The sequence below is a fragment of the Maribellus sp. YY47 genome, assembly GCF_023111095.1.
Lineage (GTDB): Bacteria > Bacteroidota > Bacteroidia > Bacteroidales > Prolixibacteraceae > Draconibacterium.
In genome coordinates this window covers 195035-221138 of sequence record NZ_JALGYW010000004.1, presented here as the reverse complement: position 1 = coordinate 221138, position 26104 = coordinate 195035, and the positions used below count along the sequence as shown (strand labels likewise).

31 protein-coding genes are annotated in these 26104 nt (G+C 42.3%); 17 read left to right on the top strand and 14 right to left on the bottom strand.

Going from position 1 to position 26104, the window contains the following annotated elements; all coding sequences use genetic code 11:
* Positions 1-52: 52 nt before the first annotated feature.
* Both MR764_RS04995 and MR764_RS04990 read right to left on the bottom strand, forming a co-directional pair.
* A complete protein-coding gene (locus tag MR764_RS04995) occupies positions 53-595 on the bottom strand; it encodes a sigma-70 family RNA polymerase sigma factor (protein WP_247978299.1) in 543 nt (180 codons plus the stop codon).
* A 505-nt stretch (positions 596-1100) separates the two neighbouring features.
* Positions 1101-1664 carry a DUF3365 domain-containing protein gene (locus MR764_RS04990; RefSeq protein WP_247978298.1) on the bottom strand — a complete coding sequence of 188 codons (564 nt, stop codon included), beginning with the start codon at positions 1662-1664 and terminating at the stop codon, positions 1101-1103.
* Between the two features lie 145 nt (positions 1665-1809).
* Here MR764_RS04990 and MR764_RS04985 point away from each other — a divergent pair, with 145 nt between their 5' ends.
* Positions 1810-3153 carry a PQQ-binding-like beta-propeller repeat protein gene (locus MR764_RS04985; RefSeq protein ID WP_247978297.1) on the top strand — a complete coding sequence of 448 codons (1344 nt, stop codon included), beginning with the start codon at positions 1810-1812 and terminating at the stop codon, positions 3151-3153.
* 522 nt (positions 3154-3675) lie between these two features.
* Here MR764_RS04985 and MR764_RS04980 read toward each other — a convergent pair.
* The 6 genes from MR764_RS04980 to MR764_RS04955 all read right to left on the bottom strand — a co-directional run bounded on the left by MR764_RS04980 (position 3676) and on the right by MR764_RS04955 (position 8014).
* Positions 3676-5085, bottom strand: a complete 1410-nt coding sequence (locus MR764_RS04980) for an FAD-binding oxidoreductase (RefSeq protein ID WP_247978296.1) — start codon at positions 5083-5085, stop codon at positions 3676-3678.
* Positions 5086-5380: 295 nt separating this feature from the next.
* Positions 5381-5803 carry a thioredoxin gene (trxA, locus tag MR764_RS04975; RefSeq protein ID WP_247978295.1) on the bottom strand — a complete coding sequence of 141 codons (423 nt, stop codon included), beginning with the start codon at positions 5801-5803 and terminating at the stop codon, positions 5381-5383.
* Between the two features lie 3 nt (positions 5804-5806).
* The gene (locus MR764_RS04970) at positions 5807-6190 is read right to left on the bottom strand and encodes an OsmC family protein (RefSeq protein WP_247978294.1); all 384 of its coding nucleotides are present in this window, start codon (positions 6188-6190) and stop codon (positions 5807-5809) included.
* A gap of 98 nt (positions 6191-6288) precedes the next feature.
* Positions 6289-7209 (bottom strand): FAD-dependent oxidoreductase, encoded by a 921-nt coding sequence (locus MR764_RS04965; RefSeq protein ID WP_247978293.1) that lies wholly within the window; start codon positions 7207-7209, stop codon positions 6289-6291.
* Positions 7210-7285: 76 nt separating this feature from the next.
* Complete coding sequence (locus MR764_RS04960) at positions 7286-7636, bottom strand: thioredoxin (protein WP_247978292.1); 351 nt, start codon at positions 7634-7636, stop codon at positions 7286-7288.
* 33 nt (positions 7637-7669) lie between these two features.
* The gene (locus tag MR764_RS04955; protein ID WP_247978291.1) at positions 7670-8014 is read right to left on the bottom strand and encodes a hypothetical protein; all 345 of its coding nucleotides are present in this window, start codon (positions 8012-8014) and stop codon (positions 7670-7672) included.
* Positions 8015-8202: 188 nt separating this feature from the next.
* On the opposite strand from MR764_RS04955, the gene MR764_RS04950 reads away from it, so the two are divergent.
* The 6 genes from MR764_RS04950 to MR764_RS04925 all read left to right on the top strand — a co-directional run bounded on the left by MR764_RS04950 (position 8203) and on the right by MR764_RS04925 (position 12569).
* Positions 8203-8865: a Crp/Fnr family transcriptional regulator gene (locus MR764_RS04950; RefSeq protein ID WP_247978290.1), complete on the top strand. Its 663-nt coding sequence runs from the start codon at positions 8203-8205 to the stop codon at positions 8863-8865.
* Between the two features lies 1 nt (position 8866).
* Positions 8867-9283 (top strand): alternative ribosome rescue aminoacyl-tRNA hydrolase ArfB, encoded by a 417-nt coding sequence (gene arfB, locus MR764_RS04945; protein WP_247978289.1) that lies wholly within the window; start codon positions 8867-8869, stop codon positions 9281-9283.
* 46 nt (positions 9284-9329) lie between these two features.
* Positions 9330-10460 (top strand): glycosyl hydrolase family 28-related protein, encoded by a 1131-nt coding sequence (locus MR764_RS04940; protein WP_282189128.1) that lies wholly within the window; start codon positions 9330-9332, stop codon positions 10458-10460.
* Between the two features lie 157 nt (positions 10461-10617).
* Positions 10618-11139, top strand: coding sequence for a GtrA family protein (locus tag MR764_RS04935; protein WP_247978288.1), 522 nt, complete (start codon positions 10618-10620; stop codon positions 11137-11139).
* A 54-nt stretch (positions 11140-11193) separates the two neighbouring features.
* Positions 11194-12018: a type II CAAX endopeptidase family protein gene (locus MR764_RS04930; RefSeq protein WP_247978287.1), complete on the top strand. Its 825-nt coding sequence runs from the start codon at positions 11194-11196 to the stop codon at positions 12016-12018.
* A gap of 71 nt (positions 12019-12089) precedes the next feature.
* Entirely contained in the window at positions 12090-12569 is a 480-nt protein-coding gene (locus tag MR764_RS04925) for a DUF456 domain-containing protein (protein WP_247978286.1), read from the top strand.
* A gap of 79 nt (positions 12570-12648) precedes the next feature.
* On the opposite strand, the gene MR764_RS04920 is transcribed toward MR764_RS04925, so the two are convergent.
* Together MR764_RS04920 and MR764_RS04915 are read right to left on the bottom strand one after the other, a co-directional pair.
* Positions 12649-13134 carry a hypothetical protein gene (locus MR764_RS04920; RefSeq protein WP_247978285.1) on the bottom strand — a complete coding sequence of 162 codons (486 nt, stop codon included), beginning with the start codon at positions 13132-13134 and terminating at the stop codon, positions 12649-12651.
* Between the two features lie 89 nt (positions 13135-13223).
* Complete coding sequence (locus MR764_RS04915; protein ID WP_247978284.1) at positions 13224-13595, bottom strand: hypothetical protein; 372 nt, start codon at positions 13593-13595, stop codon at positions 13224-13226.
* Positions 13596-13845: 250 nt separating this feature from the next.
* Between MR764_RS04915 and MR764_RS04910 the strand changes: the two genes are divergently transcribed.
* A complete protein-coding gene (locus MR764_RS04910) occupies positions 13846-16248 on the top strand; it encodes a transglycosylase domain-containing protein (RefSeq protein ID WP_247978283.1) in 2403 nt (800 codons plus the stop codon).
* A 53-nt stretch (positions 16249-16301) separates the two neighbouring features.
* On the opposite strand, the gene tsaA is transcribed toward MR764_RS04910, so the two are convergent.
* From tsaA to MR764_RS04890, 4 genes are read right to left on the bottom strand one after another with little or no spacing between them, the layout of a single operon-like run.
* Positions 16302-16799: a tRNA (N6-threonylcarbamoyladenosine(37)-N6)-methyltransferase TrmO gene (gene tsaA / locus MR764_RS04905; protein WP_247978282.1), complete on the bottom strand. Its 498-nt coding sequence runs from the start codon at positions 16797-16799 to the stop codon at positions 16302-16304.
* Between the two features lie 32 nt (positions 16800-16831).
* On the bottom strand, positions 16832-17176 hold the full coding sequence (locus tag MR764_RS04900; RefSeq protein WP_247978281.1) for a translation initiation factor: 345 nt from the start codon (positions 17174-17176) through the stop codon (positions 16832-16834).
* Positions 17177-17179: 3 nt separating this feature from the next.
* A complete protein-coding gene (locus MR764_RS04895; RefSeq protein WP_247978280.1) occupies positions 17180-17560 on the bottom strand; it encodes a hypothetical protein in 381 nt (126 codons plus the stop codon).
* 55 nt (positions 17561-17615) lie between these two features.
* The gene (locus tag MR764_RS04890; RefSeq protein WP_247978279.1) at positions 17616-18128 is read right to left on the bottom strand and encodes a DUF6702 family protein; all 513 of its coding nucleotides are present in this window, start codon (positions 18126-18128) and stop codon (positions 17616-17618) included.
* A gap of 33 nt (positions 18129-18161) precedes the next feature.
* On the opposite strand from MR764_RS04890, the gene MR764_RS04885 reads away from it, so the two are divergent.
* The 9 genes from MR764_RS04885 (at position 18162) to MR764_RS04845 (ending at position 25919) form a co-directional block, all read left to right on the top strand.
* Positions 18162-18734: a HupE/UreJ family protein gene (locus tag MR764_RS04885; RefSeq protein WP_247978278.1), complete on the top strand. Its 573-nt coding sequence runs from the start codon at positions 18162-18164 to the stop codon at positions 18732-18734.
* 80 nt (positions 18735-18814) lie between these two features.
* Entirely contained in the window at positions 18815-21151 is a 2337-nt protein-coding gene (locus MR764_RS04880; RefSeq protein WP_247978277.1) for a M1 family metallopeptidase, read from the top strand.
* 201 nt (positions 21152-21352) lie between these two features.
* Positions 21353-22459 carry an ATP-binding protein gene (locus MR764_RS04875; RefSeq protein ID WP_247978276.1) on the top strand — a complete coding sequence of 369 codons (1107 nt, stop codon included), beginning with the start codon at positions 21353-21355 and terminating at the stop codon, positions 22457-22459.
* Positions 22431-22802 (top strand): response regulator, encoded by a 372-nt coding sequence (locus tag MR764_RS04870; protein WP_247978275.1) that lies wholly within the window; start codon positions 22431-22433, stop codon positions 22800-22802. Before MR764_RS04875 ends, MR764_RS04870 begins: the two co-directional genes overlap by 29 nt.
* 89 nt (positions 22803-22891) lie before the next feature.
* On the top strand, positions 22892-23098 hold the full coding sequence (locus MR764_RS04865; RefSeq protein WP_247978274.1) for a hypothetical protein: 207 nt from the start codon (positions 22892-22894) through the stop codon (positions 23096-23098).
* 9 nt (positions 23099-23107) lie between these two features.
* Complete coding sequence (locus MR764_RS04860; RefSeq protein WP_247978273.1) at positions 23108-23437, top strand: hypothetical protein; 330 nt, start codon at positions 23108-23110, stop codon at positions 23435-23437.
* 39 nt (positions 23438-23476) lie between these two features.
* Positions 23477-23932, top strand: coding sequence for a GNAT family N-acetyltransferase (locus MR764_RS04855; protein WP_247978272.1), 456 nt, complete (start codon positions 23477-23479; stop codon positions 23930-23932).
* Between the two features lie 189 nt (positions 23933-24121).
* Entirely contained in the window at positions 24122-25309 is a 1188-nt protein-coding gene (locus MR764_RS04850; protein WP_247978271.1) for an MFS transporter, read from the top strand.
* 13 nt (positions 25310-25322) lie between these two features.
* Positions 25323-25919: an SET domain-containing protein gene (locus tag MR764_RS04845; protein ID WP_247978270.1), complete on the top strand. Its 597-nt coding sequence runs from the start codon at positions 25323-25325 to the stop codon at positions 25917-25919.
* Positions 25920-26104: the final 185 nt, after the last annotated feature.

Here is a 26104-nt window from a genome sequence, read left to right as displayed (position 1 = left end):
CAAAACGTTTTTTTCATATAAATTTTTAAAATTATTGTTTTGGCTTTTGGGTTTAGTTTTCGCTAAACATGCACAAGAATGTAAATAAGCTGGGACTCAAAACTCTTCGTAAAGTTTTAAAAGATCTTTGTTTGATTGTTTTTACAGTATTTATAGTGATATCAAGCTGTTCAGCAATTTCCTTGTTGGATAAACCATCGAGCGAAAGTTCTATTACCTGCTGATTTTGAGAGCTTAAATCCTTAATCGCCGAATAAATTATTTCGTAAGCCTCGCGCTCAATCAAATTATCGCGAAAAAATTCGGGAGACTCAAGTCTTTCAAATAATATTTCGTGACGGCGTTTGGTATCACGTATTAAATTCAAACAATGATTTTTTATGTATTTGTACAAGTATGATCTGGCAGCTGCGGCATCGCTAATGTATTCCCGTTTACTCCACACATAAACAAACGCCTCCTGTACAATATCCGCACTCGCGTCCTTATCCTGCAGATAATGATCTGCGAATATGCAAAGCGACGGGTATTGTTTTTCAAAAAACCTTTTGAATCCCCCCTCGTCCTTTAACCATATGTTTGTAGAAAGATGCAAAGCCTAACTATTGTCTTTTTGTTTCAACTATTTACCCGGTACCGTTTCCATCATCTTCCGCAAAAGGATAGCTTTTTATTCCCTTCCTGAAAATGACATTAGAATTGAGAATTTAAATAATGTAATGTCCCTTTCCCAACTACGGCTATACTGCTCTACGAAGAAATTGCAATTCGAAAAATTCTGCATCCTGTGGCATCTGTTAACCTACTTTTCTCAACGTCAATCAAAAATTACCAGTTGTGCCGAAACCAAAGACTTGTCATTTCATCGATTCTTTTTTAGCTGCATTGGTATTACAATTTTAATGTTTTTAAGTGATGAAGCATCATTTCTTCTTCACTGATTTTTTTGTTTTTGGAATAAAACGGTATTGGACCTTGCCTATTCTGCGATAATAGCAACTCTTTTGTAGGTCCCAGAATCAAGATTACGCTGTTGCTCCGGCAAATTCCTACTAAAATGAATCTTCTCTTACATTACTTTCTACACCATGTATGGTGACTCATTCCTCAAACACAACCTTCCATAAACCCCTGAAATCATTTAGTTGATATCCCGTTGCCAGATCGTTGGGATACAACTTTTGAATTTTTTCCAGAGTGGCGCTGTCAATCTCTCCATCAACATTACCATGGCATTTTAAACACGCCGGCATGGCAGTATGAATTCGTTTATAGTAAATGATTTTGCTGTTTAATCTCAAAAGCGTATCGGGTAAAGTCCTTGTCTGAAAAACTTTCCACAGTTCACGTTCTGTTTTATTTAACGCATTATTCGGATTCCGGTTCTTTTCGGAAACACGCGAGATGTTGCACGAAAAAACCTGACTCAGACTATCAATCAAAGGAGACGCTTTTAGATGGCAAAATTCAACTGCAAATTCAGTCCCTCCTTTTTGGATGGCACTTCCAACATTTGATAAAAGTACCGCCTGCGCCTGATTTGTAATTTCACTACCGCTGTTTTGAAACTTTCCATAAGTGTCTTTGTCAATTCCTGTCTTGCATGCTGAAAGCCCCATCAATAGCAATCCTGCGAAAAAAATATTCCTGCAAATAACTGTCATATGTTTATTTTCTTTAAAAGTTACAAGAAAATTGATTTAAATCACTATCATATAGTCCTTTAATCTTAAGCGGAAAGATTTTCCCCTTTCCCGAATTTTCATAAATTTACCATAATTCAACCAAAAATTAACAACTGATATTAACATGAAAAAGCAACATCTCATCCTGCTCAGAGGATCAGTATCACTTATCATTTTAATATTTATTCTTTCGTCGTGTTCCACCAATGAATGGCCTCAGTTCAGAGGAGCAAAATCGGATATGATCGTTCCCGGTCAAAATCTGCCTACCGACTGGAGCGATAGTTTAAACATCAGATGGACACAAGCAATGGACGGAGAAAGCTGGTCGTCTCCCATCGTTTATGATGACAAGGTGTTTTACTCGTCGGCAGTACTGGTAAAAAAAGCGCCTGAAAAACCGAAATCGGAAGATCCTGCTCAACAGGAAGCCGACAAAAACAGCCTGCCCGAAGATGTTTACCGCTGGCAACTTACCTGTCTTGATGCCAACAGTGGGAAGAAGCTTTGGAATGTGGTCTCCCGCGAAGGAAGCCCGCGAATAAAAAAGCACGCAGGTAGCACTTATGCCTGCGAAACACCGGTAACTGACGGAAAACATGTGTGGGTTTACTACGGTATGCATGGCGTTTATTGTTACGATTTAAATGGGAGCCTGGTATGGCAACAAGATCCCGGTGCTTATCCCACGCTGAATGATTGGGGAACCGGATCGTCGCCGGTTTTGTACAACAACACGCTTTATGTACTGGTTGATAACGAAGAAAATTCATTTTTAATCGCCTACGATGCGCAAACCGGAAATGAAAAATGGAAGATCGATCGTGACGAAACCACTACTTACAGCACTCCTGTTATTTGGGAAAACAGTTTGCGAACAGAACTGGTAACGCTTGGCACAAAAGCACGTTCCTACAATCCTGAAACCGGGGAGTTACTCTGGGAACTGGAATTCAACAAGGGAAGAGCTGTGGCATCTCCCGTTTTTGACAAAGAAAAAATATATGTTGGTTTGTCGGGCGGCCCGCGTGATGTTGGCCCTTTGCATGCGGTAAAAGCAGGTGCAAGCGGAAAGCTAACTCCCGCCTACAAAAGCAGCAACGAATTTGTAGCCTGGTCGGACACGCTCGCCGGTTTGTGCAACCCTTCGCCGGTGCTGTACAACGGGCTCCTTTACCTGATCGCAGATCGAAATGGAGAAGTTACCTGTATTGATCCGGAAACAGGGGAACATGTTTATAAGGAAAAAGCAGGTAAAGTGGCCGCATGCTGGGCATCGCCATGGATTTGCAACAACCAGCTTTATTTTTATGATGAAAAAGGCGTTACAAACATTATAAAGCCCGGTCGCGAGTTTGAGGTTCTTGGCAGCAATTCGATTGACGACAAGTTTTGGGCTTCCATTGCAGTTACAAAGGATAGTTACATTTTTAAAGGAGTTAAAAACATTTACTGTATTGGAAAGTAAAATTACAGTTCAAATAAAATAGTCATGATCCCGAGGAATCACCAACAGGAATGAAAGTAAGGCTTGTCGCAGCATTTCATAAAAATAGTTAGATTACAAGGCGCAGAAAACGATTGCGCCTTAAATAGCTTATTGATTGCGCCTTTGATTCACTTACACATCACCCCCGGGTTTCACCCGAGGTTAATCCTATTTTATCCCTTCGGGATATTAAACAGAATTACAAAGTTATGACGGGTTAACCGGACGGTGATGATTCAGTCCTTCCCTTTTTATGGCACTGAAAGCGCCGAATGTGACTAACTCGGTGTTTAACACCAAGATGAAATGACCGAAGGGAAATCGTCCGGAAAAGTTAATTGATCATAGATTCACAGTACTTCCAGACGAAAACTAGCTGTCTTTCGTTGATAAACTTTCAGGGAAATAAGGCCGGGTAATTGAGCCGGCCTTATTTTTTGCAGGAAAGTATACCCATTTTATTCTCCAGGAAGAGAATGAAATATTAGATTCCGAATCCTATTATGGTTTTATATTCTGATTGACTTTAAAGAAGTTATCCGGATCATATTTTCTTTTGATCTGAACCAATCGCTCATAATTTTCACCGTAACTCGCTTTAATACGTTCCTGGCCTTCATCCATAATAAAATTAAGATATGCTCCTCCTGAAGAATAGGGATGAAGCGCCTCCCAATAATCTCTTGCCCATTGGGTGATTTTACCGGCATTGGCGGGATCAGGATCAATGCCAACAAATACACCGGCGTATTTTGCGTGGCGATAAACCCAGGGAGTATCATTTTTCCCAACACGGCCGGCTGCGCCACTGATGGGATAAAGATGCATTTGCGAGAGAGGAGTCGGAATTTCGGAGCCAAACTTTTTATGAAGAGCCGAAGCTTCCTTTGGAATATCGTTAAAAAAGTCCGCTTTCCAGTACCATTGTAAACCCGGAGGCATTAGTCCGTCGAATAAACTTTGAATAGCGGGAAATGGCATTTCTCCCACCAGTTCGAATATTGGATTCTTGTCCCTGATGGGCCTGAAAACTTCCTCTGCATTTTTTAAATCACCAGTATAGCACCATACAACCGCGCAAAGTTTTTTGTTGTGCAGGTTTGGCGGAAACGGCGGACCGGGTATTTCGAGGGTAGCAACAAATCCGCTTAAATCCTCAGTAGCACTGTGAATAAATTCATGATACCATTCCATAATTTCTTCTGTTTGCTCAATGGCCCAGAATGTTGGTCCTCCGTAAATGGTTTTTACAGGATGTGCCTGAAATTTAAAGGATGTTACAACTCCGAAGTTTCCACCTCCTCCCCTAATCGCCCAATACAGATCAGTATTTTGTTTTTCATTTACGGTAACAAAACTACCATCTGCCAAAACCATATCGGCTTCCAGTAAATTGTCGATGGTTAACCCGTATTTACGCGAAAGGTACCCTACTCCGCCTCCCAGTGTTAAGCCACCAATCCCTGTAGTCGACAGGATTCCGCCGGGAACGGCTAATCCAAACGGGTGGGTCGCATGATCCAGCTCGTTCAGCGTATTTCCTCCACCTACATAAACCGTGTTATCGGCTGTATTTACCTTAACGAATTTGATCCCCGAAAGATCAATCACCATACCGCCATCACAGGATCCAAGTCCCCCGGCGTTGTGACCACCTCCACGAACGGCTGTTAAAAGGTTATTTTCCCTTCCGAAGTTTACCGAGTAAATTACGTCGGCAACATCGGCACATTTTACGATAAATCCTGGCTTTTTATCGATCATACCGTTGTATACCTTACGCACTTCGTTATAACTACTATCCGCAGGCGTTATAATCTCACCTTTTAGTCCGTTTTTGAATTCCTCCAGTTTAGTCAGATCAAGTTCACTTTGTTCACCTGAACTCAGGCACACTTTCAAATTTTCCATCTTTTTGTTTTTTAGTTGACGTTAACTTCCGATCAATATCCGTAGAAGAGCGCTCTCAACGTATCACTTCTACATTTTGAATTTTCAAAAAGGACCCTGGATTTATTTAATGGTGTTTTTCAACTACAACTTTTCTAAGTTTGGAGAGTCTATTCAATTTATATACTATATTTCAGACAGACAAGTATTTTATTTTAATATTCCTTAAAACCAATATTTTAGGCACAAAAAAAAAGGAGACGAATGCCTCCTTTAATTGATAATAGAATATCTAAATTTTGGTTTTTATTTCAAGCTAACCGGCCATCACCGCTTCCACTTCCTTCAAAATGGCACGTTTTGTCTTCACGCCAACAATACGTCCGACTTCCTTGCCATCAATAAAAATCAGCATGGTGGGAATATTTCGCACATTGTATTTCTGCGCCAGTTGCTGGTTATGGTCCACATTTACTTTTCCCACCCTGAAATCGCTTTGAGTATCAGCAATTTCATTTAATGTAGGTGCAATAATTTTACAGGGACCGCACCACGCTGCCCAAAAATCGACAAGGAAAACACCTCTTTTGGTCGCAACTTTAAAGTTTTTATTATTCAAAACCAGAATGTTCTTGCTGTTATTTACAGGTTTCGCATTTTTCATTTTGAAATAGGTGAACGTGATCATCCCTATCAATGCTGCAAGAACTACTAATATTACAATGAGTGTTACTGACATAATTTATGATTCAATAATTCTTATCTCTGTGGTAACTTCGATCGCCTTTTTGAACATGGCACTCACACCACAATATCTTTCTTCCGACAAACTAACAGCTTTTTTTAGTTTATCCAATGGAAGGTCTTTCCCGGTGAACTCATATATAACGTTCATTTTAAAAAACTGCCTGGGATGTTCCTCGGTTAAATCGCCTTCAACAATTACATCGAAGTTGTCCAGTTCCACCCTCATTTTTTTCAGAATCGACACTACATCCATTCCCGTACAACCGGCAAGAGCTGTTAACAATAGCGGCTTTGGCCGGGGACCACGATTTTCTCCCCCCACTTCTTCTGCGGCATCCAGGATCAATTTGTGCCCGTTCACTTCGGCTTCGAATGCCATTTTCTCTAACCAGTTTATTTTAACCTGTTGTTTCGACATATCTCGTTTATGTGTAGAATTTTTAATAAAGTTGTAAAAATAATGTTTTGCACATGGGATCAACCTCTCAGGTATTCTGAAACGCTTAGTGCTGCAATGGTTCCGTCGGCAACCGCAGTGGTAACCTGCCGATAACGTTTATTAATGCAATCGCCGGCAGCAAACACACCCGACACCTGTGTTTTCATAGTTGAATCTACCACAATTTCGTTCCGGTCGTTTAGCGGAACAATTCCTTTCAAATCTTCGGTGTTGGGCTGATAACCAATAAAGATGAAGGTTCCGTCGGTTTTCAAAACTGAAAGATTACCGGAAGGCAAATGTTCGATACTCACTTTTTGCAACTGACCGTTTCCGTAAAACCCACGAAGTTCAGACTCCATCACAAATTCGATTTTTGGATTATTCTTCGCTTCATCAATGGCATGCTGAAAAGCCTGGAAATGATCGAACTGATGAACGATGGTCACCTTGGTGGCAAAATTGGTAAGTGCAACCGCCTCCTCCAAGGCCGAGTTTCCTCCGCCAACTACCACTACTTCTTTTCCGGTAAAGAAATCGCCGTCGCAGGTGGCACAGTAAGAAATTCCCTTTCCCTTAAACTGATCTTCGCCTTCAATATTTAACGAACGGGGTCTTCCTCCGGGAGTCAGTATCACTGTTTTCCCCTGAAAAGTACGGCCGTCTTCCAATTCAATGGCTTTTATCTCGCCTTCCAGTTCGTATTTGGCAATTTTTATATTCGATTTGATTTTACACCCAAAACTTTTGGCCTGCATTTTCATGTTGTTGGCCAGCATGTAACCTTTGGTTGTTGGAACACCCGGGTAATTGGCAATCTCTTCGGTTAACACCATCTGTCCACCCACGGCGCCTTCATTCAGTATTAACGTCGACAATTTGGCCCTCGAAGCATAAATTCCGGCGGTTAACCCGGCAGCCCCTGCCCCGACAATAATGGTATCGAAAACTTCATCCATGATCTCTGATTTTGTTGTTTTGAAAAAAGCCGCTCCCGAAGTATCGGGAACGACTAATCAACTTCTCCCAATCTAACTAAACCCCAAATTTGCTGTCCAAAATGCCTGTCACCTGTTTCATGTTTTGAATGCTGCTGGTGGCGTGCGCAACGGCTCCGTTTTTATAGTACATCGTAAACGGAAGTCCCATAAACCCGCGGCATTCAGGAGCATTCCTGATCACTCCTGCCTCCGGGTTATCAAAGGCCATTACGGCAAATTTTACGTTGTCACGCTCTTCTTCCAGCTCTTCCATTATATCGTAAACCGGTAAACACATCGGGCCCATCCGGCCACAGCATACCATTACGTTTTCGTTTTCGTTGATGAATTTATCCAATTCAGCTGCTGTTTCAATCTCGTGTAAACCTGTGCTTAATAGTTTCATATCGTTATATTTTAAATGATTAATTTTTATGTATTAATTCGTTAATTCCTCAATGATTCGTTTGTCCGACTCCAGCTTTCCGTTTAAATATGCTTCAATAATCCGGGCCGGATCTTGCTGCGGCACCCCCACAAACAGATTGATTTTTTTGGAGGCAAAAAGACGAATGATCTCTTTTTTCACTTTGTAAGCAATCACATCGGTAATCCCTCTTTTTTCCAACCAGTCGGGCAATTCGTTAACGGCTTCCACCTCCGGAATTTCGAAGCTTGTTTTACGGATATCGTCATTTTCGATTTCAAAGATTTCGTAATGATTACAGCCGCCGAAGTACTCGCTCAAAACATTATTTGCTATTGGAATTGCTACCCGTCTCATTTCAATTTTAATTACGTTACAAAGATATTTTGAACCTGAATTCCGTGCCGGAAAAACGGGCTGTGGGGCAACAGGACGAAAACTGAACTTTTTCAGTTTTTTTCCTGTCATACGATAGAAATAATGGCAAAGGCCTGATATTACGGGCAGATTTGATATTTTTGTTTGTAGCGTTAAGCATACCAAATATGAGCACAAGCAAGTCAGACCAGAAACCGGAACAACGCTTTGAGGAGATCAGCGGCCTGCAAGAACACAAAACGCGGGTGCAGTACCTGAAAGGCGAAAACATTTTTAAACAGGGCGCTTTTGCTCCCTACGTTATTTATGTCGTGCAGGGACTGGTAAAAATCTATCTTCAAACCGGCTTCGACAAGCAAATCAATATCGGAGTGGCCAAACCGGGCGACTTTCTGGCTTTTGCCTCTATTTTTGGCGAACCGGTTCACACCTATTCCACACAAGCGATTACCAACGCCGAAATTTGTATGATCGAAAAAGAAAGCCTGAAACAGATTTTGCTCGACAACCCTTCGTTTGCGCTGGAAGTAACCTCGAAAAACTACCGCACCGAACGCCATTTGCTGGAGATCATTAAAAATGTGTCGTATAAACAAATGCGTGGAAAACTGGCATCGGCGCTGCTTTACCTCTCGCACGAAGATTTCCTGAAAGAGGATATTTTTTCCTTTCTTACACGTCAAGACCTGGCTGATTTTGCCTCGATTTCGCCAGAAAGCGCCATTAAATTTCTGAAGGAGTTTGAGAAAGAAGAAATCATCCGCCTCGATGGCAAAAACATTGAAATTACCGACGCAGTAAAGCTGGAAGTGATAAGCAGAAACGGATAGAATGCAGCTCTCTGAAGAAATAAAAAAGCTACTCGAAGCCGAGTGTACCTTTTCGGCCAGCCGCAGCAGCGGTCCCGGCGGGCAAAACGTAAACAAAGTAAACACGCGCGTTGAACTTCGTTTCTCTGTTGAAAATTCACAACTGTTATCGGACAAAGAAAAAAGTATCCTTTTCAACAAACTTAAAAACCGCATCAATTCGGAAGGTGAACTTATTCTGGCTTCCGAAGCCGAACGTAGCCAGCTGCGTAACAGAGTAAAGGTTACTGTGCTGTTTTTTGAGCTCATTGAAAAAGCACTCACGCCCAAAAAGAAAAGAATCCGGACATCTCCTACCCTTTCGTCCAGACTGAAACGACTGGATATTAAAAAACAAATGGCAGAAAAGAAAGCAAGACGACAACCACCCAAATTCTGATAACTTTAGATCCGCGATTAAATCATTCAAAAACAATAAACCAATTATGAAATCTATTAAACCAATAGGTATCTTTTGTCTGTTTCTCATGCTGATCAACGTGCATGATCTCTCAGCATTGGGCAACCATCCTTCAGCACAAAAAGAAAGTAATGCCTACTATTATAATGTAAAAAATTACGGGGCAAAAGGAGATGCCCGATCGGATGATACCCAGGCCATTCAGGCGGCCATCAACGCAGCGGCAGAAAAAGGAGGCGTGGTTTATTTCCCGAATGGCGTATACAATATTGCAGGGCCGGTTATCGACTCACTCGATGGACTGGAATGCCTGTCGCAGTTGTACATACCGCATTCCGACAAAACAAATTCCAAGAACATCGTTTTCCAGGGAGAAACCGCTCCCGAATTTGAATTGCAGGGAATAGTAAACGCTCCCCCCTCTACCAATGGCGCAATTCTGCTATCGTCGATAATTTCCGATGATCCGCGACATGCCGTAATTGCAATGCAGAAAGGACCCGACGGCAGCTGGTCGCAATGGAACTACACCACCCCGAGTTTCAAAGATTTGGGGGTAAGAACTTCTACTACAAAAGACTCGACTCCCGTTATTAACAGCATGAACGGCATTAATTTGAGATATGCCAGCAAATGCTATTTCGACAATGTATTGATCGACACGAACGGTCCGTTGAGTGAGTCGCTCGATCCGGCACCGGGCAAAAGCACCGGGCTTATCACTCCAGAAATTAACAATCATGCCTTGGTTCGAATCGGAATGATCAGAATTGGAGGATATGCCTGCGGATTTAAATTCAGCGAGCACATGGTTGGGCAGGATATACAGATTGTTTGCTGTAACGTGGGTATGTTATCTGAAGCAAGCCACCACAGCAGTTCCATCCAAACGCTTGAGATTGAATGCTGTTGTTACCCGGTCGTATTTAATCCGGGACATAATCTCTTTGTGGCCAATTACAATACCGAACATTTTACCGACGACAAATGGTTTGCGTTCAAACAGGATATTACATTTGAGGGATCTTATTATTATCCCGCTAAAATGGTGATTGGCCTTTGTCATCCGGTTGTTTCTTATGTCGGTTACGATCTCAGCGCCTTCAAAACAAACGATCCGGATAGAGTTGTGCTGCTTGAAAAACGAGAAAATTGAAAATATAACAAGCTAACATCTGCAAGTGCATGTGCCCTATTAATTGCATCAAAAGAGTAATTAAGAGCTTAAAATTTAGTTTCAGTTTCGTCAAAATCCATTATTTCAATACTTTTCTTTACTTTGTAGTTCGAATTAGGCTATTCAACGTTATTGCATGAGGAAATTATTTGAATCTATCGGGGAGTTTATTACCAGGATTGTCGACTGGTTTTATTTCCCTTTTCTTCAGTTTATTCCCCGCGAAATTTTTCGCTATGCAGCAACGGGCGGCGCCAACACCCTGTTCGACCTTCTTCTTTATTTTATTTTTTACCAGTATGTACTCGACATGCAGGTAGTGGAATTCGGCTTTGTTGCCATCAGTGCGCACATTGCCGCCTTTTTGATGGTTTTTCCCATTACTTTTGCCACCGGATTTCTGCTCGCAAAGTATGTGACATTCACGACTTCCGAGTTAAAAGGCCGTATCCAGCTCTTCCGCTACCTTGTAACAGTGGCCGGCTCCATTTTTCTGAATTATGTATTTCTGAAATTTTTTGTGGAGTATTGCAAGCTCTACGCACCGGTATCAAAATTCATAACCACCTTGCTGGTTGTAGTATACAGTTATGTGGCGCAACGCTATTTTAGTTTCCGTACCGCCGGCATGCAACTCGCAACAAGAAGCAACTCATAATTTTTTTGTGGCCGAAGAATGTTCTTTTCCCGAAATACTTATCTTAGTTGACCGATGGAAGAGACACGTCAAAAATATTATCCCACCATTTTACAGGGCATTCACCTAGTGATTCTGTATATCTTTATTCAAACAGTGGTTGATTTTCCGCTGGCTTTGATCGACTATTACAAAGGCACTGAATACTTATATAATCCAATCAAGAAAATTGCACTCGGAGTGGGATCGGTGGTATTTATTTTGTTTTACGGTATCCGGAAATCGAAATCCCCGGTTTTGCAGATCTTCCCCTTCAAGCTTTTTAATCCGCTTATTTTTCTGCCAACCATCGCTTTTCTGTGGGGTGCTCATAATTTTCTTGATGTGGTGAATGCCAAAGTAGAACAACTGCTTCCTGCTCCACCCTGGTTTTGGGAAATGTTTAACCGCATTTTCGAAGGCGACTATGGGTTTATGGGAGCTTTTATGAAAGTTTCGGTCATTGCGCCCATTGTTGAAGAATTGATTTTCAGAGGATTGCTTTTGAACGGATTCCGAAGAAATTACAATGGTTTTGTAGCTGTTTTTATGTCGGCCTTGTTGTTTTCGCTGTTTCACCTGAATCCCTGGCAAATGCCCGCGACTTTTGTTCTGGGCCTTTTACTGGGCTGGCTGATGTTGCGTACCAACAACATCCTGGTTGCCATTATCGGCCATTCCATCAACAATACCATGGTGTTGCTTTCGGTCACCTACTGGCAGCAAATCAGGGAATATCCGATCTACCTTCAGGAAAGGGAACAACTGCTTTACCAAAGTGGGTTGGTCATTGGACTATCTGTGTTACTGATGATCCTCACCAGCATTCCCTGGTTACGCAAAAACCGAAAATTATCGTGAGTTTACCGATCATTTTCATCGCCGCTAAATCAAAAACCCTATTTTTAAGCACAAACAATTAATCTGATATCATGGATTTTCTACTCGTATTTTTGGGAGCTTTATTTATGATAGCCGGCATTGCAGGTTGCGTTTTACCTGTTATTCCGGGGCCTCCGTTAAGTTACATCGGTTTATTGCTATTGCACTTTACTTCCCGTTACCAGTTCTCCACCACTTTTCTGATTATCTGGGGAATTGTTACCGTAGTGGTTTACGTGGTCGATTATTTTATCCCGGTGTGGGGAACCAAACGCTTTGGCGGCAGTAAAAGAGGTGTCTGGGGAAGCCTTATCGGGCTTGTAATCGGACTGTTCTTTTTCCCGCCTTTCGGCATTATCATCGGCCCTTTTCTGGGTGCCGTTATCGGCGAACTTACCGCCGGGAAAGATCATGGTTCAGCCTTAAAATCAGGCTTTGGATCTTTTATGGGCTTTTTGCTCGGAACCCTTCTGAAACTGATTGCTTCCGGACTAATGACCTGGCATTTTATCAAAGTCTTTTTCATATAATATATTCCTGACAAACGGAAAAACGAACATCAAAAAAAACAGAAAGGCACCATGGAATTCCACAGTGCCTTTTTCTTTTTTATCCTTTCAGATAGTTGTTAATGGTTTGTTGCCACTTTTCAACCGACTGCAATTCCCCGTTGAGTTGTAAATTTTCTTCCACATTATAAAACTCCCAGGTTACAACGCCCTTATCCTTTTCTTTCGGATAGAAATCCAGGCTCAAGCGTTCAATTATCTTGTTGTTTTGATTCTTGTAAGTTACAATCCTTCCCGTATTGTTGATTTTACACGTTTTCACCGGGGCAAGATCTATATGTCTCACTTCGCTTGTACCGTCTTTTTCTTTTGCAAAAAATACAAATCCATTTGTTTTGTCCATTCCTATGCAGTATTCACTGCAAAATTCATGTTCCGAAATATTACAGTTGTGCTCATTGGCCACCTTTGTGATTAACTGTAACATTCCACGTCCTTTTTTAGCCCTTCTCCCGTTTAATATGACGATAGGCAAAACACATATCGCGACCAAAACCAGTCCTACGATAACAGTTCCTGAATCCATAATAATATTCATTAAGATTTAAAAAAACACTGCAACCAGTTGTTGCAATGCACATAAAACACACAAAAAATCCGGATGATTTTTATGGATTACCAGAAATAATGAAAGGGGAAAATGATATCCGCTTTTCGGTAGCGTATCAGAAGGTTTTCAGAAATTCTTCGATATTGGGTGAACCCGTTTGCCAGTATTAGTCCGGAATTTTGAACAAAAGCAAGAAACTGGGCAAACGAAGTTTTGAAAGTAACCGGAGAACTGGTTCTACTATCGGAAACCAACTTTTCCGATTCCGTAAAATGATACGAAAGTTGGTTTGAAGCATCCGAAGAGTACACTTCACTCTCAAGATTATCGGCTGGCAGATATGTACCGGCAGCATTAGGTCCGGAACCATAACCGATCCCGAAACTATAAACTGCAACCAGTAAAACAGCAAACCATAATCTCAAACTACTTTCCATTTTTCCAGCTAAAATCGCTCAAAAATACAAACTTATAAACTCCGCATTGCGACTTAACCCGTTATTATGCGAAAAATAAATTCCAGAGGCTTTTGCAGTAACAAATAATTAAGAATTCAATCGCATGCAAAGTGCCGTAAAATATCCGTCACACCAATTTTCAGCTCATAAACATTTTAAAGTTTATAATAAATAGCTTTGAATTTGAGTTTTATATCAGGAATCACCCAATTAAAATTATTTTTGTCGCGTGGCAAAAAAGAATACAAATAGCAGTTCAGCCGAAAGTAAGCCGGCACGCAAACCAAAAACTTCATCCGGAAGAAAATCAAAGAAGTCGGGTAAAAAATATCCCATCCTCAACTGGATCGGCAAAGCAGCGCTCGTGCTTTTCCTGCTCGGGTGTTTATTTTTTATCCTGGTATTTTTAGGTGTTCTCGGGCCGGTTCCGTCGAGGGATCAGCTGCACATCATCAATAATCCGCTGGCTTCGGAAGTCTATTCGTCGGATGGGAAAGTACTGGGAAGGTATTATGTGGAAAACCGCAGTTATGCATCTTTCGAAGAGATTTCGCCCAACGTCATCAATGCGCTGGTAGCCACCGAAGATTCACGTTTTTACGAACATCGTGGCATAGATGAAATTGCACTGGCACGCGTACTCGTAAAGTCGGTTTTGATGCGTAGCGATCATTCAGGCGGAGGTAGTACCATTAGCCAGCAAATTGCCAAAAACCTGTTTCCAAGGGTGAATTACGGTCCGCTTTCGATGCCCGTAAACAAGCTGCGCGAAGCTATTATTGCTTATCGGCTCGAACGTATCTATTCAAAAAACGAAATTCTGGCGCTTTACCTGAACACCGTTCCTTTTGCCGAAAATACCTTTGGGATAGAAGTGGCCGCCGAACGTTTCTTTTCCAAAGCGCCGTCGAAACTCGACGTGCACGAAGCAGCTGTTTTGGTGGGAATGTTAAAAGCCAACAACTATTACAATCCGCGGCTTCACCCCGACCGGGCGCTTGGACGTCGGAACGTGGTCATTGATCAGATGCTAAAAAACAACTACCTCAGCGCCGAAGAAGCAGCATTTTACAAAGAAAAACCACTGGGAGTGCGCTACCGGATGATTTCTTATGACCAGGGTCCTGCTCCGTATTTTGTTGAAATGCTCAAACCCGAATTACTTGAGTGGTGCGAAAGTCATCAGAATGAAAAAGGGGAAAACTATAACCTTTATACCGACGGTTTGAAGATTACCACTACCCTGGATTACAACCTCCAGATTTACGCGCAACAATCGGTAAAGGAATACATGAAAGACCTTCAAAAGGTGTTTGACAACCACTGGAAAGATCGAGACATGTTTAAAGCCAATCCGGCTATTTTGAAAAGTGCTGTCCAGAATTTGAATACCAGTGGAAAAAGCTACCAGGAAGAACTGGAAACCTATAAAAATAAAACGCATGCTACGCTTTTTACCTGGGATGGTTTGAAATCGCAGGAACTCACTCGGCTCGACTCACTAAAGCATTACCTGAAGATGCTGAATGCCGGTTTTATTGCCATCGATCCGCAGAAAGCTGCATTAAAAGCATGGGTGGGCGGCATCGATTACCGCTTTTTTAAATACGACCACGTAAAAGCGCCGCGGCAAACCGGATCGACATTCAAACCGTTTGTCTACCTGGCTGCACTCGAAGAAAATATTCCACCCGATACCTATTATCCCAACCAGTTAAAAGTTTACACAGAATACGACGACTGGACACCACGAAACTCGCACGACGACTATGTTGGTTACTACAACATGAAAGGTGCCCTGGCAAAGTCGATCAATACGGTTTCAGTAGATGTTTTGCTCGAAGCCGGAATCGATGAAACCATTGATATTGCGCACGATCTCGGAATTTCGGCCGACCTTCCCGAATACCCTTCCCTGGCGCTCGGTGTGGCTTCTATTTCGCTGAAAGAAATAGTGGAAGCTTATGCGGGCATTGTGAACGACGGTGTTCCGGTAAAAGCCAATTACCTGGTTCAAATCTCGGATAAAAACGGCAAGGTACTTCAGACCTTTGAACCTCAGATTGAAAGAAACCCTGTGGTATCGGCCGAGAATTGCCGGACGGTAATCAAAATGATGGAAGCTGTGGTGGATGAAGGAACCGGAAGCGCCATCAGGACAGATTATAAAATTCCCGGTGAGTTTGCAGGAAAAACGGGTACCACCCAAAATAATTCGGACGGCTGGTTTATTGGAATCACTCCCAGATTGGTTACTGGCTGCTGGGTGGGCGCTGACGACCCGCGCGTGCATTTCAGAACCACCACTTACGGACAAGGTGCCTACATGGCGTTGCCAATTGTCGGAAAATTCTTCAATAAAACCTACCGCGACAGCAAATATTCAAACCTGAAAAACAGTTCCTTTGGTTTGCCGGGAGAAGAAATGCTGGCCATGCTGAGCGAACCGGGGTACAAGGATGTTCTCGATATCGAGAGACACGAATTCAACCTGGCTGATATTTTCAAACGAAATAAATCGGAAGAATTGGAAAAAACCCGCCAGCGCGAAACAAGAGCCGAAGAGGAGGACAAAGGCGAAATCTGGCGAAAAATTAAAAGTATTTTCAAAAAGAAGGATAAACGGAGGTAATAATTTCTTTTATCCGGAGAGCAGGATGAGTTAAATCTTCAGGGCTAAACAGCTCATTTAAACCGATTGTCGGAGCGCACTTTTTTAATGTGCTCCTCATCTTTACCTTCGAGCCAACCACTCACGGCATCCGGGCGATTGTCAAACATTCGGAAAAATGGTTTGATATCTATCAAGGGTGTTTCATTCAGCATATCGGCACCTTCAAAATAAATCTTGTTGCCCTCTGTTTTTAACAGGCGTACAACCGACATTCCAATAGCTCCGGGTCTTTTGGGCGATCGTGTAGCAAAAACCCCGTGTTCGGTATCGTCCATAAAGGGTTTCACTACCAATTGATACCCTTGTTGCCCATGAAAATGATACAGTAAAATGATGTGTGAAAATCCGTCAAGATCCATCAGTCCTTCTTCAAATTCAGGATAAACTTCAGCAATACCCACCTGATCTTCCGCACCATTCGGTTGAATAGGCATATTGGCGATTTCATCATGTGCCGTTAATATTTTCCCGATTACAGTTAGGTTGACAGACTTCAAGTTTCTCGACATATTTTATGAGATAGATTTCTGAATTCCAGGGATCACCCTCCGGCACGTTTCACTTTGTAGCCTTCGTTTTTCAGGAGATCCATCACCCGCGAACAGAAATCGCCCTGAATCAGAATTTCACCGTCTTTTACGGTGCCCCCCACTCCGCATTTCGATTTCAGCAATTTTCCCAATTCCTTTAAATCTTCCTCTGTTCCAACAAAACCTGTTATCAATGTCACCGATTTTCCTTTACGTTGCTTCCGGTCGAGCATTACCTTAAGGTTCTGTTGCTGAGGAGGCAACGTTGACGTTTCCTCTTCCTCTCCTTTTTCATATTGAAAATCGGGATTGGTAGAGAATACTACCCCGAGTCTTTCTTTCCAGTCGTTTGCCATAATTTAAATCCAAATTAAAAGTACGATGCCCCAAAGATAATTCAATACCCACACCAAAAAGGCGATTTTGGTGTAAAGCACTATTCCTTTACTGACATCAGAGTCAATGCCGTTTTTCAGGTATCTTGCCCACACCCAAACCGTATCAACCAGCATAATGGTGAAGGAACTAAACATGATCAGTCCGTTGGTTGAAAGCAGCGACGACGGTATTAGAAGTACCATTAATAAAACAGCCGCTGCATTAAATAAAAATCCCGTGGTAAAAAAAACCAGTACGATGGTACCGATGATTTTAAAACGCTCCAGCGAAACACTTCCGATGCCAAAGGCCAGAAATGCGAGCGTCATAATAAAAGAAATAAGCAGAATTATAGGATCCATGTGAAATTTTTTCCCTCTAAACAAAGATAAGCTTCCGCAGTTTAATATAAAATAGCTAATCGTTAAAAGCGAGGGCTCCGTTGGTGGTTCTTTTATTCAGCAGCAGATTTTTGATCGTTTCCCCTTTTTGAACCTGTATCATGTTGGCTTGTGTTTCCAGAACTTCGGTAAGCAGGCTGCATTTCACTTCAATCGTGGTAAAATCTTTTACTCCACTTATTTCAAGATACGTCCACACTGTGCCATTTTCCATCTCTTTTCCCACAAACTCATAGTTAAGCTCTTTATCGTTTATCCTGAAATTTAATACCTTTTTCAAATAATCGAAGATGTATTGGTTGGTTTCAGGGTTTTCGCGTTCCTCACCCAAATACAAATGATCGTGACCTGCCTTTTGAAGCCCGAGCAGGAGATCGTCGGCAAATGTTTTCACTTGAATTTCCAGCGAAGCGGTTTCGCTGTTTAACTTTACCTGGCACAAGCTAATGTAATACGGATGCGCCGCTCCGCTTAATGCAGTACCCGCAACCAGCAGTAGCAATAAAAGATATTTTTTAATTATTTTCACGCTCCGGATTTTGAGACGCTAAAATACGAAAATATGAGCACCTTCGAGATGTATCTAAGGCTGGGATTTCAGCACATCATTAATATTCACGGTTACGACCACATTATTTTTGTGCTCGTGCTTTGTGCGGCCTACAGCGCCAAAGAAATAACCCGGGTTTTGATTCTGGTTACTGCTTTTACCATTGGGCATTCGCTTACTCTGGCCTTGTCAACCCTCAATATTTTGAGTATTCCCTCACGCTACGTCGAATTTATGATTCCGGCCACCATTTTAATTACAGCACTTTCAAACGTATTGCCTTCACGAAGAGGCAACCTCAGGATTGTATTCGTCACCACCTTGTTTTTTGGACTGATACACGGACTTGGTTTTTCCAATTACCTCAAAGGATTACTCGGAAAAGAGAGCAACATTCTTACTCCGCTATTTGCATTCAATGTTGGGATCGAAACAGGGCAAATCGTAATATTGTGCCTTTACTTTCTGCTCTATCTCCTCACCGTAAACCTCATGAAAGTGCGCCACGACTTCTGGAGGTTGTATATTTCGGGTGCAGGCTTTGGTATTGCCTTAATATTACTAATCGAAAATAAATTCTGGTAGTACCAACAATCAGACACAAAGATTGTTACATTTGGAAGGAAAACAATATTTTCTTACCAACGTCATACCGGAACATCAAAATGAAAAAAAATTGCGCGCTTTTAATCCTTTTGATAGCTGCCAATTGGTCTGTTTTTAGTCAGGAAAACATCAATCAAAATAAATTCCGCCAGTTAAAGCAAGAACTTGCTACACCCAATGTTTACCGAACAGCTTCGGGAGCGCCCGGTCATGAATACTGGCAACAAAAAGCAGATTACAAAATCAGCATCACACTCGACGATGATAATCAGAAGATTTATGGAGAAGAAACCATCACCTACCATAACCAATCGCCTGACGTATTAAATTATCTATGGCTGCAACTGGATCAAAACATGCGCGCCAAAGAATCGGATACCTATAAAACGGCGAGCATGGATATGGGCGAAAGGGTGAGTTTTTCTCAACTTCAGCGACTCATAAAAGACTTTGACGGTGGTTTCAAACTGGAGTATGTAAAAGATGCCTCGGGAAAAGATCTTCCTTCAACCGTTAATAAAACCATGATGCGGATTGATTTGCCGGAGCCGTTAAAGCCAGGAAAGTCGTTTTCGTTTTCGGTAAAATGGTGGTACAACATCAACAACCGTATGAAAGACGGTGGTCGTTCAGGGTATGAATATTTTGAAGACGAGGACAACTATATCTACGCGATTGCTCAGTTTTACCCCCGCATGGCGGTTTACAACGAAGTGGAAGGCTGGCAGCACAAACAATTTCTGGGAGCCGGTGAATTTACCCTTCCCTTTGGCGACTTTGAAGTAAAACTAACCGTTCCGTCGGATCATATTGTTGCTGCAACGGGCGAATTGCAAAACCCTGACGCCGTGCTGACAAAAGAGCAAATTGAACGTTTTGAAACGGCCAAACAATCAGACAAACCCGTGATGATTGTAACTCAGACAGAAGCTGAAAAAGCCGAAAAAGGACGGGTAAAAACAGTAAAAACATGGATCTACAAGGCAAACAATGTGCGCGATTTTGCCTTTGCCTCTTCCCGGAAATTTATCTGGGATGCCATGCGTGTTCCGTTCGGCGACCGCAGCGTGCTGGCTATGTCGTATTACCCCAGGGAAGGAAACCCGCTCTGGGAGCAATATTCAACCCGGGTGGTGGCACATACCATCAAAACCTATTCAAAACATACCTTTGATTATCCTTACCCGGTAGCCATTTCGGTTCATACCGACAGAATCGGGATGGAATATCCGATGATTTGTTTTAACGGCGGCCGCCCCGAAAATGACGGAACATACAGCGAACGCACCAAGTACGGAATGATCGGAGTGATTGTGCACGAAGTGGGCCATAACTTTTTCCCGATGATTGTCAACTCCGACGAACGCCAGTGGACCTGGATGGACGAAGGATTAAACACTTTTTTAGAGTTCATGACCGAGCAAGCCTGGGAACCCAACTATCCATCACGAAGCGGAATGCCGGCAAGCATTGTCCCCTACATGAAAGGCGATAAAAAATACATCTCCCCCATTATGACCAATTCCGAATCGGTATGGAACCTGGGAAGTAATGCTTACGCCAAACCTACCGTGGCGCTCAACATTTTGCGGGAAACAGTGATGGGGCGCGAACTTTTTGATTATGCATTCAAAGAATATGCTCAACGCTGGATGTTTAAACACCCCACCCCTGCCGATTTCTTTCGTACGATGGAAGATGCCTCGGGAGTTGATCTCGACTGGTTTTGGCGTGGATGGTTCTATACGACCGACAATTGTGATATTTCGATGGAAAAAGTAGAATGGTATCAGCCCAATACTAAAAATCCGGAAATTGAAAAGCCGCTGGCAAGGAAACAAGAGGAAGCCGATATTTCACTCATCCAGATTCGCAACCGCGAACATACTTCAGAAACCTATCTGGCCAATAACCCGGAAGCAGCCGATTTCTATACTTCTTACGACAAATACGAAGTTACCGAAGAAGACAAAAAAGAATACGACCGTTTCCTGGAGAGCCTTTCGGATGACGAAAAAGAATTGTTGGGCGGAAATTATAATTTCTACCAGATCGACTTCAAAAATATCGGAGGTTTGGTCATGCCACTCATCCTGAAATTCGAATTTATGGACGGGACCGAAGAAATTCAGCGCATTCCGGCTGAAATATGGCGCCGAAATAACGAAGAAGTTTCAAAAGTATTCATGTTCAACAAAGAGGTGAAACAGATTATACTTGATCCTTACCAGGAAACTGCCGACTGCGACATGGACAACAACTACTGGCCCGAACGCAAAGAGCCCACCCGCTTCGAATTGTACAAATCGCGCTATGGTGGTGGTCGCGGGTACTCGTCTGATAATCCGATGCGCAAGGCAAAGAAAAAGGATCCTGCGTCTACAACGATGAATTAAACTACAAGCGGGTACAACTGAACATTTGGACACATTAATTTCTATTCACTCTGTTTTACAAATTACTTATCGTTCAGCATAAACAATAACCCGCAGTACATTTGTTTATAAAGCAGCAGACACTTGGGTGTTGAATTTTGAAAAAAATTTTCGGACATTTAGTATTAGTTTTGAATTGGGTAAACCGGAACAAGGTACAGGATGATAAAAAAAATACGGTTTGAATATATCCTTACTGCCGCTTATTTACTGGTGGGAGGGCTTTGGATCATCTTTTCAGATTACTTGCTTAATGTTGTAATCTCCAACCCTGAAACGATCACGCGCATGCAAACCTATAAAGGTTGGTTTTATGTGGCTGTCACCGGACTGTTCTTTTTTATTCTGCTGCGTAAACACCTGCATAAACTTAGGGAAACAGAAACAGAGCTTCAGCAACACCGCGATAATCTGCATGAAATGGTTGTTGAGAAAACCCGGAAACTGGATAAAATTGTTGAGGAGCTCTCGTTAAAGAACTCAACCATTAAGCAACAAAACGAAGACCTGAAACATGTCCTCGAAAATCTGAACAGCATGCAGTCACAATTGATTCAGGCAGAGAAGATGGCGTCAATAGGTGTGCTCACCGCCGGCATAGCCCACGAAATCAACAATCCGCTCAACTACATTCTTGGCGGTCTCACCGGGCTCGAAAACTATTTTAAAGAAGAAAATATTCAACTCGAAAACACCGACTTTTTTCTAAAAAGCATCCGCACCGGAATCGAACGGGTGAATGCAATTGTTTCGGGGCTGAATAAAATGAGCCGCAACAACACCACGTTGGAAGAAAATTGCGACCTGAATGAAATCATTGGTAATTGTCTGATGATTCTGAGCAACGAACTGAAATACCGCATACATGTGGAAGAACAATATGCCGAACCGCCAATAATAATTCAGGGAAACGTAGGTAAACTACACCAGGTTTTTATCAATATTCTGATGAACGCCAGCCAGGCGATTCCGAAAGAAGGACAAATAAGGATTCGTACTTTTAACACCGGCACAGCAGCCGTTACCGAAATAACCGATACGGGCAGCGGTATTGATGAAGTCGATCTGTCAAAAATTACCGAACCTTTTTTTACCACTAAAGATCCGGGAAAAGGAACCGGTCTTGGTTTGTCCATCACCTACAATATTATTAAAGAACACAAGGGAGAAATGCATTTTAGCTCCCTTCCCGGAAAAGGAACCACCGTAACTGTTGAACTCCCCATAAAAATCACACATTATGAAAAAGCCCAGAATTTTGTACGTTGACGACGAACCGCTGAACCTGTTGTTGCTAAAAGCCAATTTATCGAAACAATACGAAGTATTAACAGCCCCCGATGGCATCGCCGGTCTCGAAGTATTAAAAAACAACCGCGACATCAAAGTGGTATTTAGCGACATGAAGATGCCACACATGAGTGGAATTGAATTCATCAGGCAGGCAACCGCTCTGGCGCCGGAAAACCATTACTACATCGTTACCGGATTCGACATCAATGCAGAAATACAGAAAGCGCTCGACGAGGGCCTTATCCGGAAATACTTTAGCAAACCTTTCAATCCCGATGAAATTGCAAACGAAATCAGGCATTCGTTACAGATAAGTTAAACAGCACACCAACCGATTACCATACGCCACTTAACAAAATAGTACTATTTTTAAGCAACTATTCAGTCGCATACCAATAATGCTCAACTATGAAAAAACGAATAACCTTATTGACTGCTATTCCAAGTATCCTAATTTTAGCAGGTGCACTTTTTAAACTACAACATTATCCCTACGGAGACCTTTTGTTTTGGACGGGCATTTTTACAAACCTTATCGGTTCTGCAATCGCTATTACTCTTTTAACGAAAAGAGTGAAAGAACTTGAAACCCAAATTCAAAACAACCAGAAATAAATTATTACTATGAAAAAATGTCCCCACTGCTCAGCCGATGTGGAAGAAGTTTTCGAATTGTGCTGGAACTGCAATTACAGTTTTTCCGAACAAAAAGTAATTGAAATAAAAGATTATACCCTCCAGGAAGGAAACCGAGAAGTAAATTGCCTTAGATGCGATATTCCCCTTATTTTTTCGGGGAGGTACGATTTTCATGAAGGAGCCAGACTGGGAGCCTGGGGAAATTTATTCGAGCTATTTGTTAACGCTGAACGCTTCGATTTATACGCCTGCCCAAAATGCGGGAAGGTGGAGTTTTTTATTCCGCTTAACGACTCGCAATACAGGAAATCATAAACCGCTCCCAAAGTGTCAAAACCAGCTTATCACAGAAAAATGAAGATTACCATAAGAGAGGCCAAAACAGATGATAGTGCGATAATTATGGAATGCATTCGCGGACTGGCTGTTCACGTTAACCAACTCGGAATGGTAACAGCTACGGAAGAGGACATTCGTAATTCGATGTTTAAACCCGACAGCCATGTTAAAGTATTTGTGGCCGAAACCGATCAGGATAAAATATGTGGGTTTACATTGATATTCAAAACCTTCTCTACCTTTAAAGCCGTCACGAACTATCACATCGAAGATTTGTTTGTATTTCCCGAATACCGGAAACTGGGAATCGGACAAAAACTGTTGACCTACATCAAAGAATTTGCGGCAAAAGAGGGGGCAAAAATGGTCGACTGGTACGTAAATAACCGAAATACAAGCGCCATTGCTTTTTATGAAAAAGTGGGTGCCAACAAACTCGACTACAAATCAATTTATTACATGGAGGTGTAAAAGGGGTATTTTTGAAGCTACCGGATAAAGAAAATAATGCCGCTATCAACACGCCAACTAAAGACGATATTTCCGCCAAAAGCATTCAGACAATAAAGATCTGGGGTTCGCTGATCAAAAACGCCGATAAGCTGTTTATCTTACACAAACGGTTCGCCGTTGTAAACCGGTCTCTAAACTTTTAACTGAATGAGCAAAAAGAAAATATTCGGGCTGGATAAAAATGTTTTCTACATCGGGCTAACGAGCTTCCTTACCGATACTTCCTCGAAGATGGTTTACAGTGTAATGCCACTGTTCCTGCTATCGATCGGGGCCTCCAAAACATCCATTTCGCTTATCGAAGGAATTGCCGAAAGTACCGCATCGCTGTTCAAAGCATTCTCGGGTTACTGGAGCGACAGAATCGGGAAAAACAAACCCTTTATGATTTTTGGCTACGGAATAACGGCTCTTGTTACGCCGGTTTATGCAGCAGTAACAACACCGCTGCAAGTGTTGTTGCTTCGCTTTTTCGAGCGCATCGGGAAAGGGCTTCGTACAGCACCGCGCGACAGCCTGATCAGTGGTTCGGCGCCCAAAAACCAGGCAGGGAAAAACTTTGGCTTCCACAAAGCCATGGACAACAGCGGAGCCATTATCGGGCCGCTCGGTGCGTTTATTCTTTTGTCGGTTTTTCCGCTTAATTACAAAAACATTTTCCTGCTGGCCACCATCCCGGCGGTTTTGGGAGTTCTGGCAATTATTCTTTTTATCAAAGATGCCAGGGCACGCCCGACAGCAGTCAGAAAGAAGTTTCACCTGAAATTGCTTCCTAAAAAATTCTACTTTTTCCTGCTCATCATTTTTGTTTTTACTTTGGGAAACTCCGCAGACGCGTTGCTTTTGGTGAAAACTGCCGAAACGGGTATTGATCCGTCTTATGTGCCGTTTGTTTACATGATTTTCAATACGGTTTCCGTGTTTCTGGCAGTTCCGGTCGGCAAAATTTCCGACAAAATCGGACGCGAACGATTAATCATTCCGGGCTTTCTGATATACGCCATAGTTTATTTTCTGTTTGGGCGCTTCAACAGCATCAACGTATTCATTTTTTTATTCATTTTGTACGGCCTTTACAGTGCCCTAACCGACACTGCCCAGAAAGCGCTGGTATCGGACATTGTGAGTAACGATTTGAAAGGAACAGGTTATGGATTATATCATGCAGTACTGGGGATTACTTTACTCCCTGCGAGTTTAATTGCCGGCATTATGTACGATAAAATAAATGCCAACGCGCCCTTCTACTTTGGTTCGGCAATGGCGCTGCTGGCTACTTTATTAATGATCGTTTTTGTTTTTAAATACCGGAACGAAAAGCAAACAGTTTCCTAACAAATCAGTCAAAATGATACATCCACATACCGAATTAAAATTCATCAGTGCCGAAATCGGCTACGGGGTTTTTGCCTCTCAATTAATACCAGCCGGGACTATTACCTGGGTGAAAGACCCGCTCGACAGGGAATTAAGTAAAACCGATATTGAAAACCTGGCCCCCATTTGCCGCCCCTTGGTCGAAACCTATACCTACCGCAACAACAAGGGAAATTATGTGCTTTGCTGGGACATTGCGCGCTATACCAACCACAGTTTCCGCCCCAACAGCATGGCTACTGCCTATGGCTTTGAAATAGCTGTTTCGGATATTAAACCGGGAGAGCAACTCACCAATGATTACGGTTTTCTGAACATCATCGAACCATTTCGCCCGAGCGACGAAGGTACACGACGGAAAACCGTTTATCCCGACGACCTGCTGAAATACCACAAACAATGGGATAATACACTAAAAAAAGCCTTTGTAAGAACTCCACATGTATCACAACCTCTGAAGCAATTACTAAGCAATGCCCAATGGGAAACCATCCTGAAAATTGAAAGAGGAGAATGCGAACCCGAATCGATCCGCAATAATTATTTTGATGGACAAAAGAATTGCTGACTTACGCGGGTAAATCGTTCTGTAGTAATTTCGGAAAAGGTGCATGTTTCAGTTTTATTTTCAAGGACTGAAAGATTGAAATGCTTTAATGTGTCAATGCTTTAATGCGAGAATAAGCAGCGAGCCTCGAGCCATTGGAAATTCGGCCTTTCCAGTCCTTCAATATCATCAATCCTTCAGCCCCT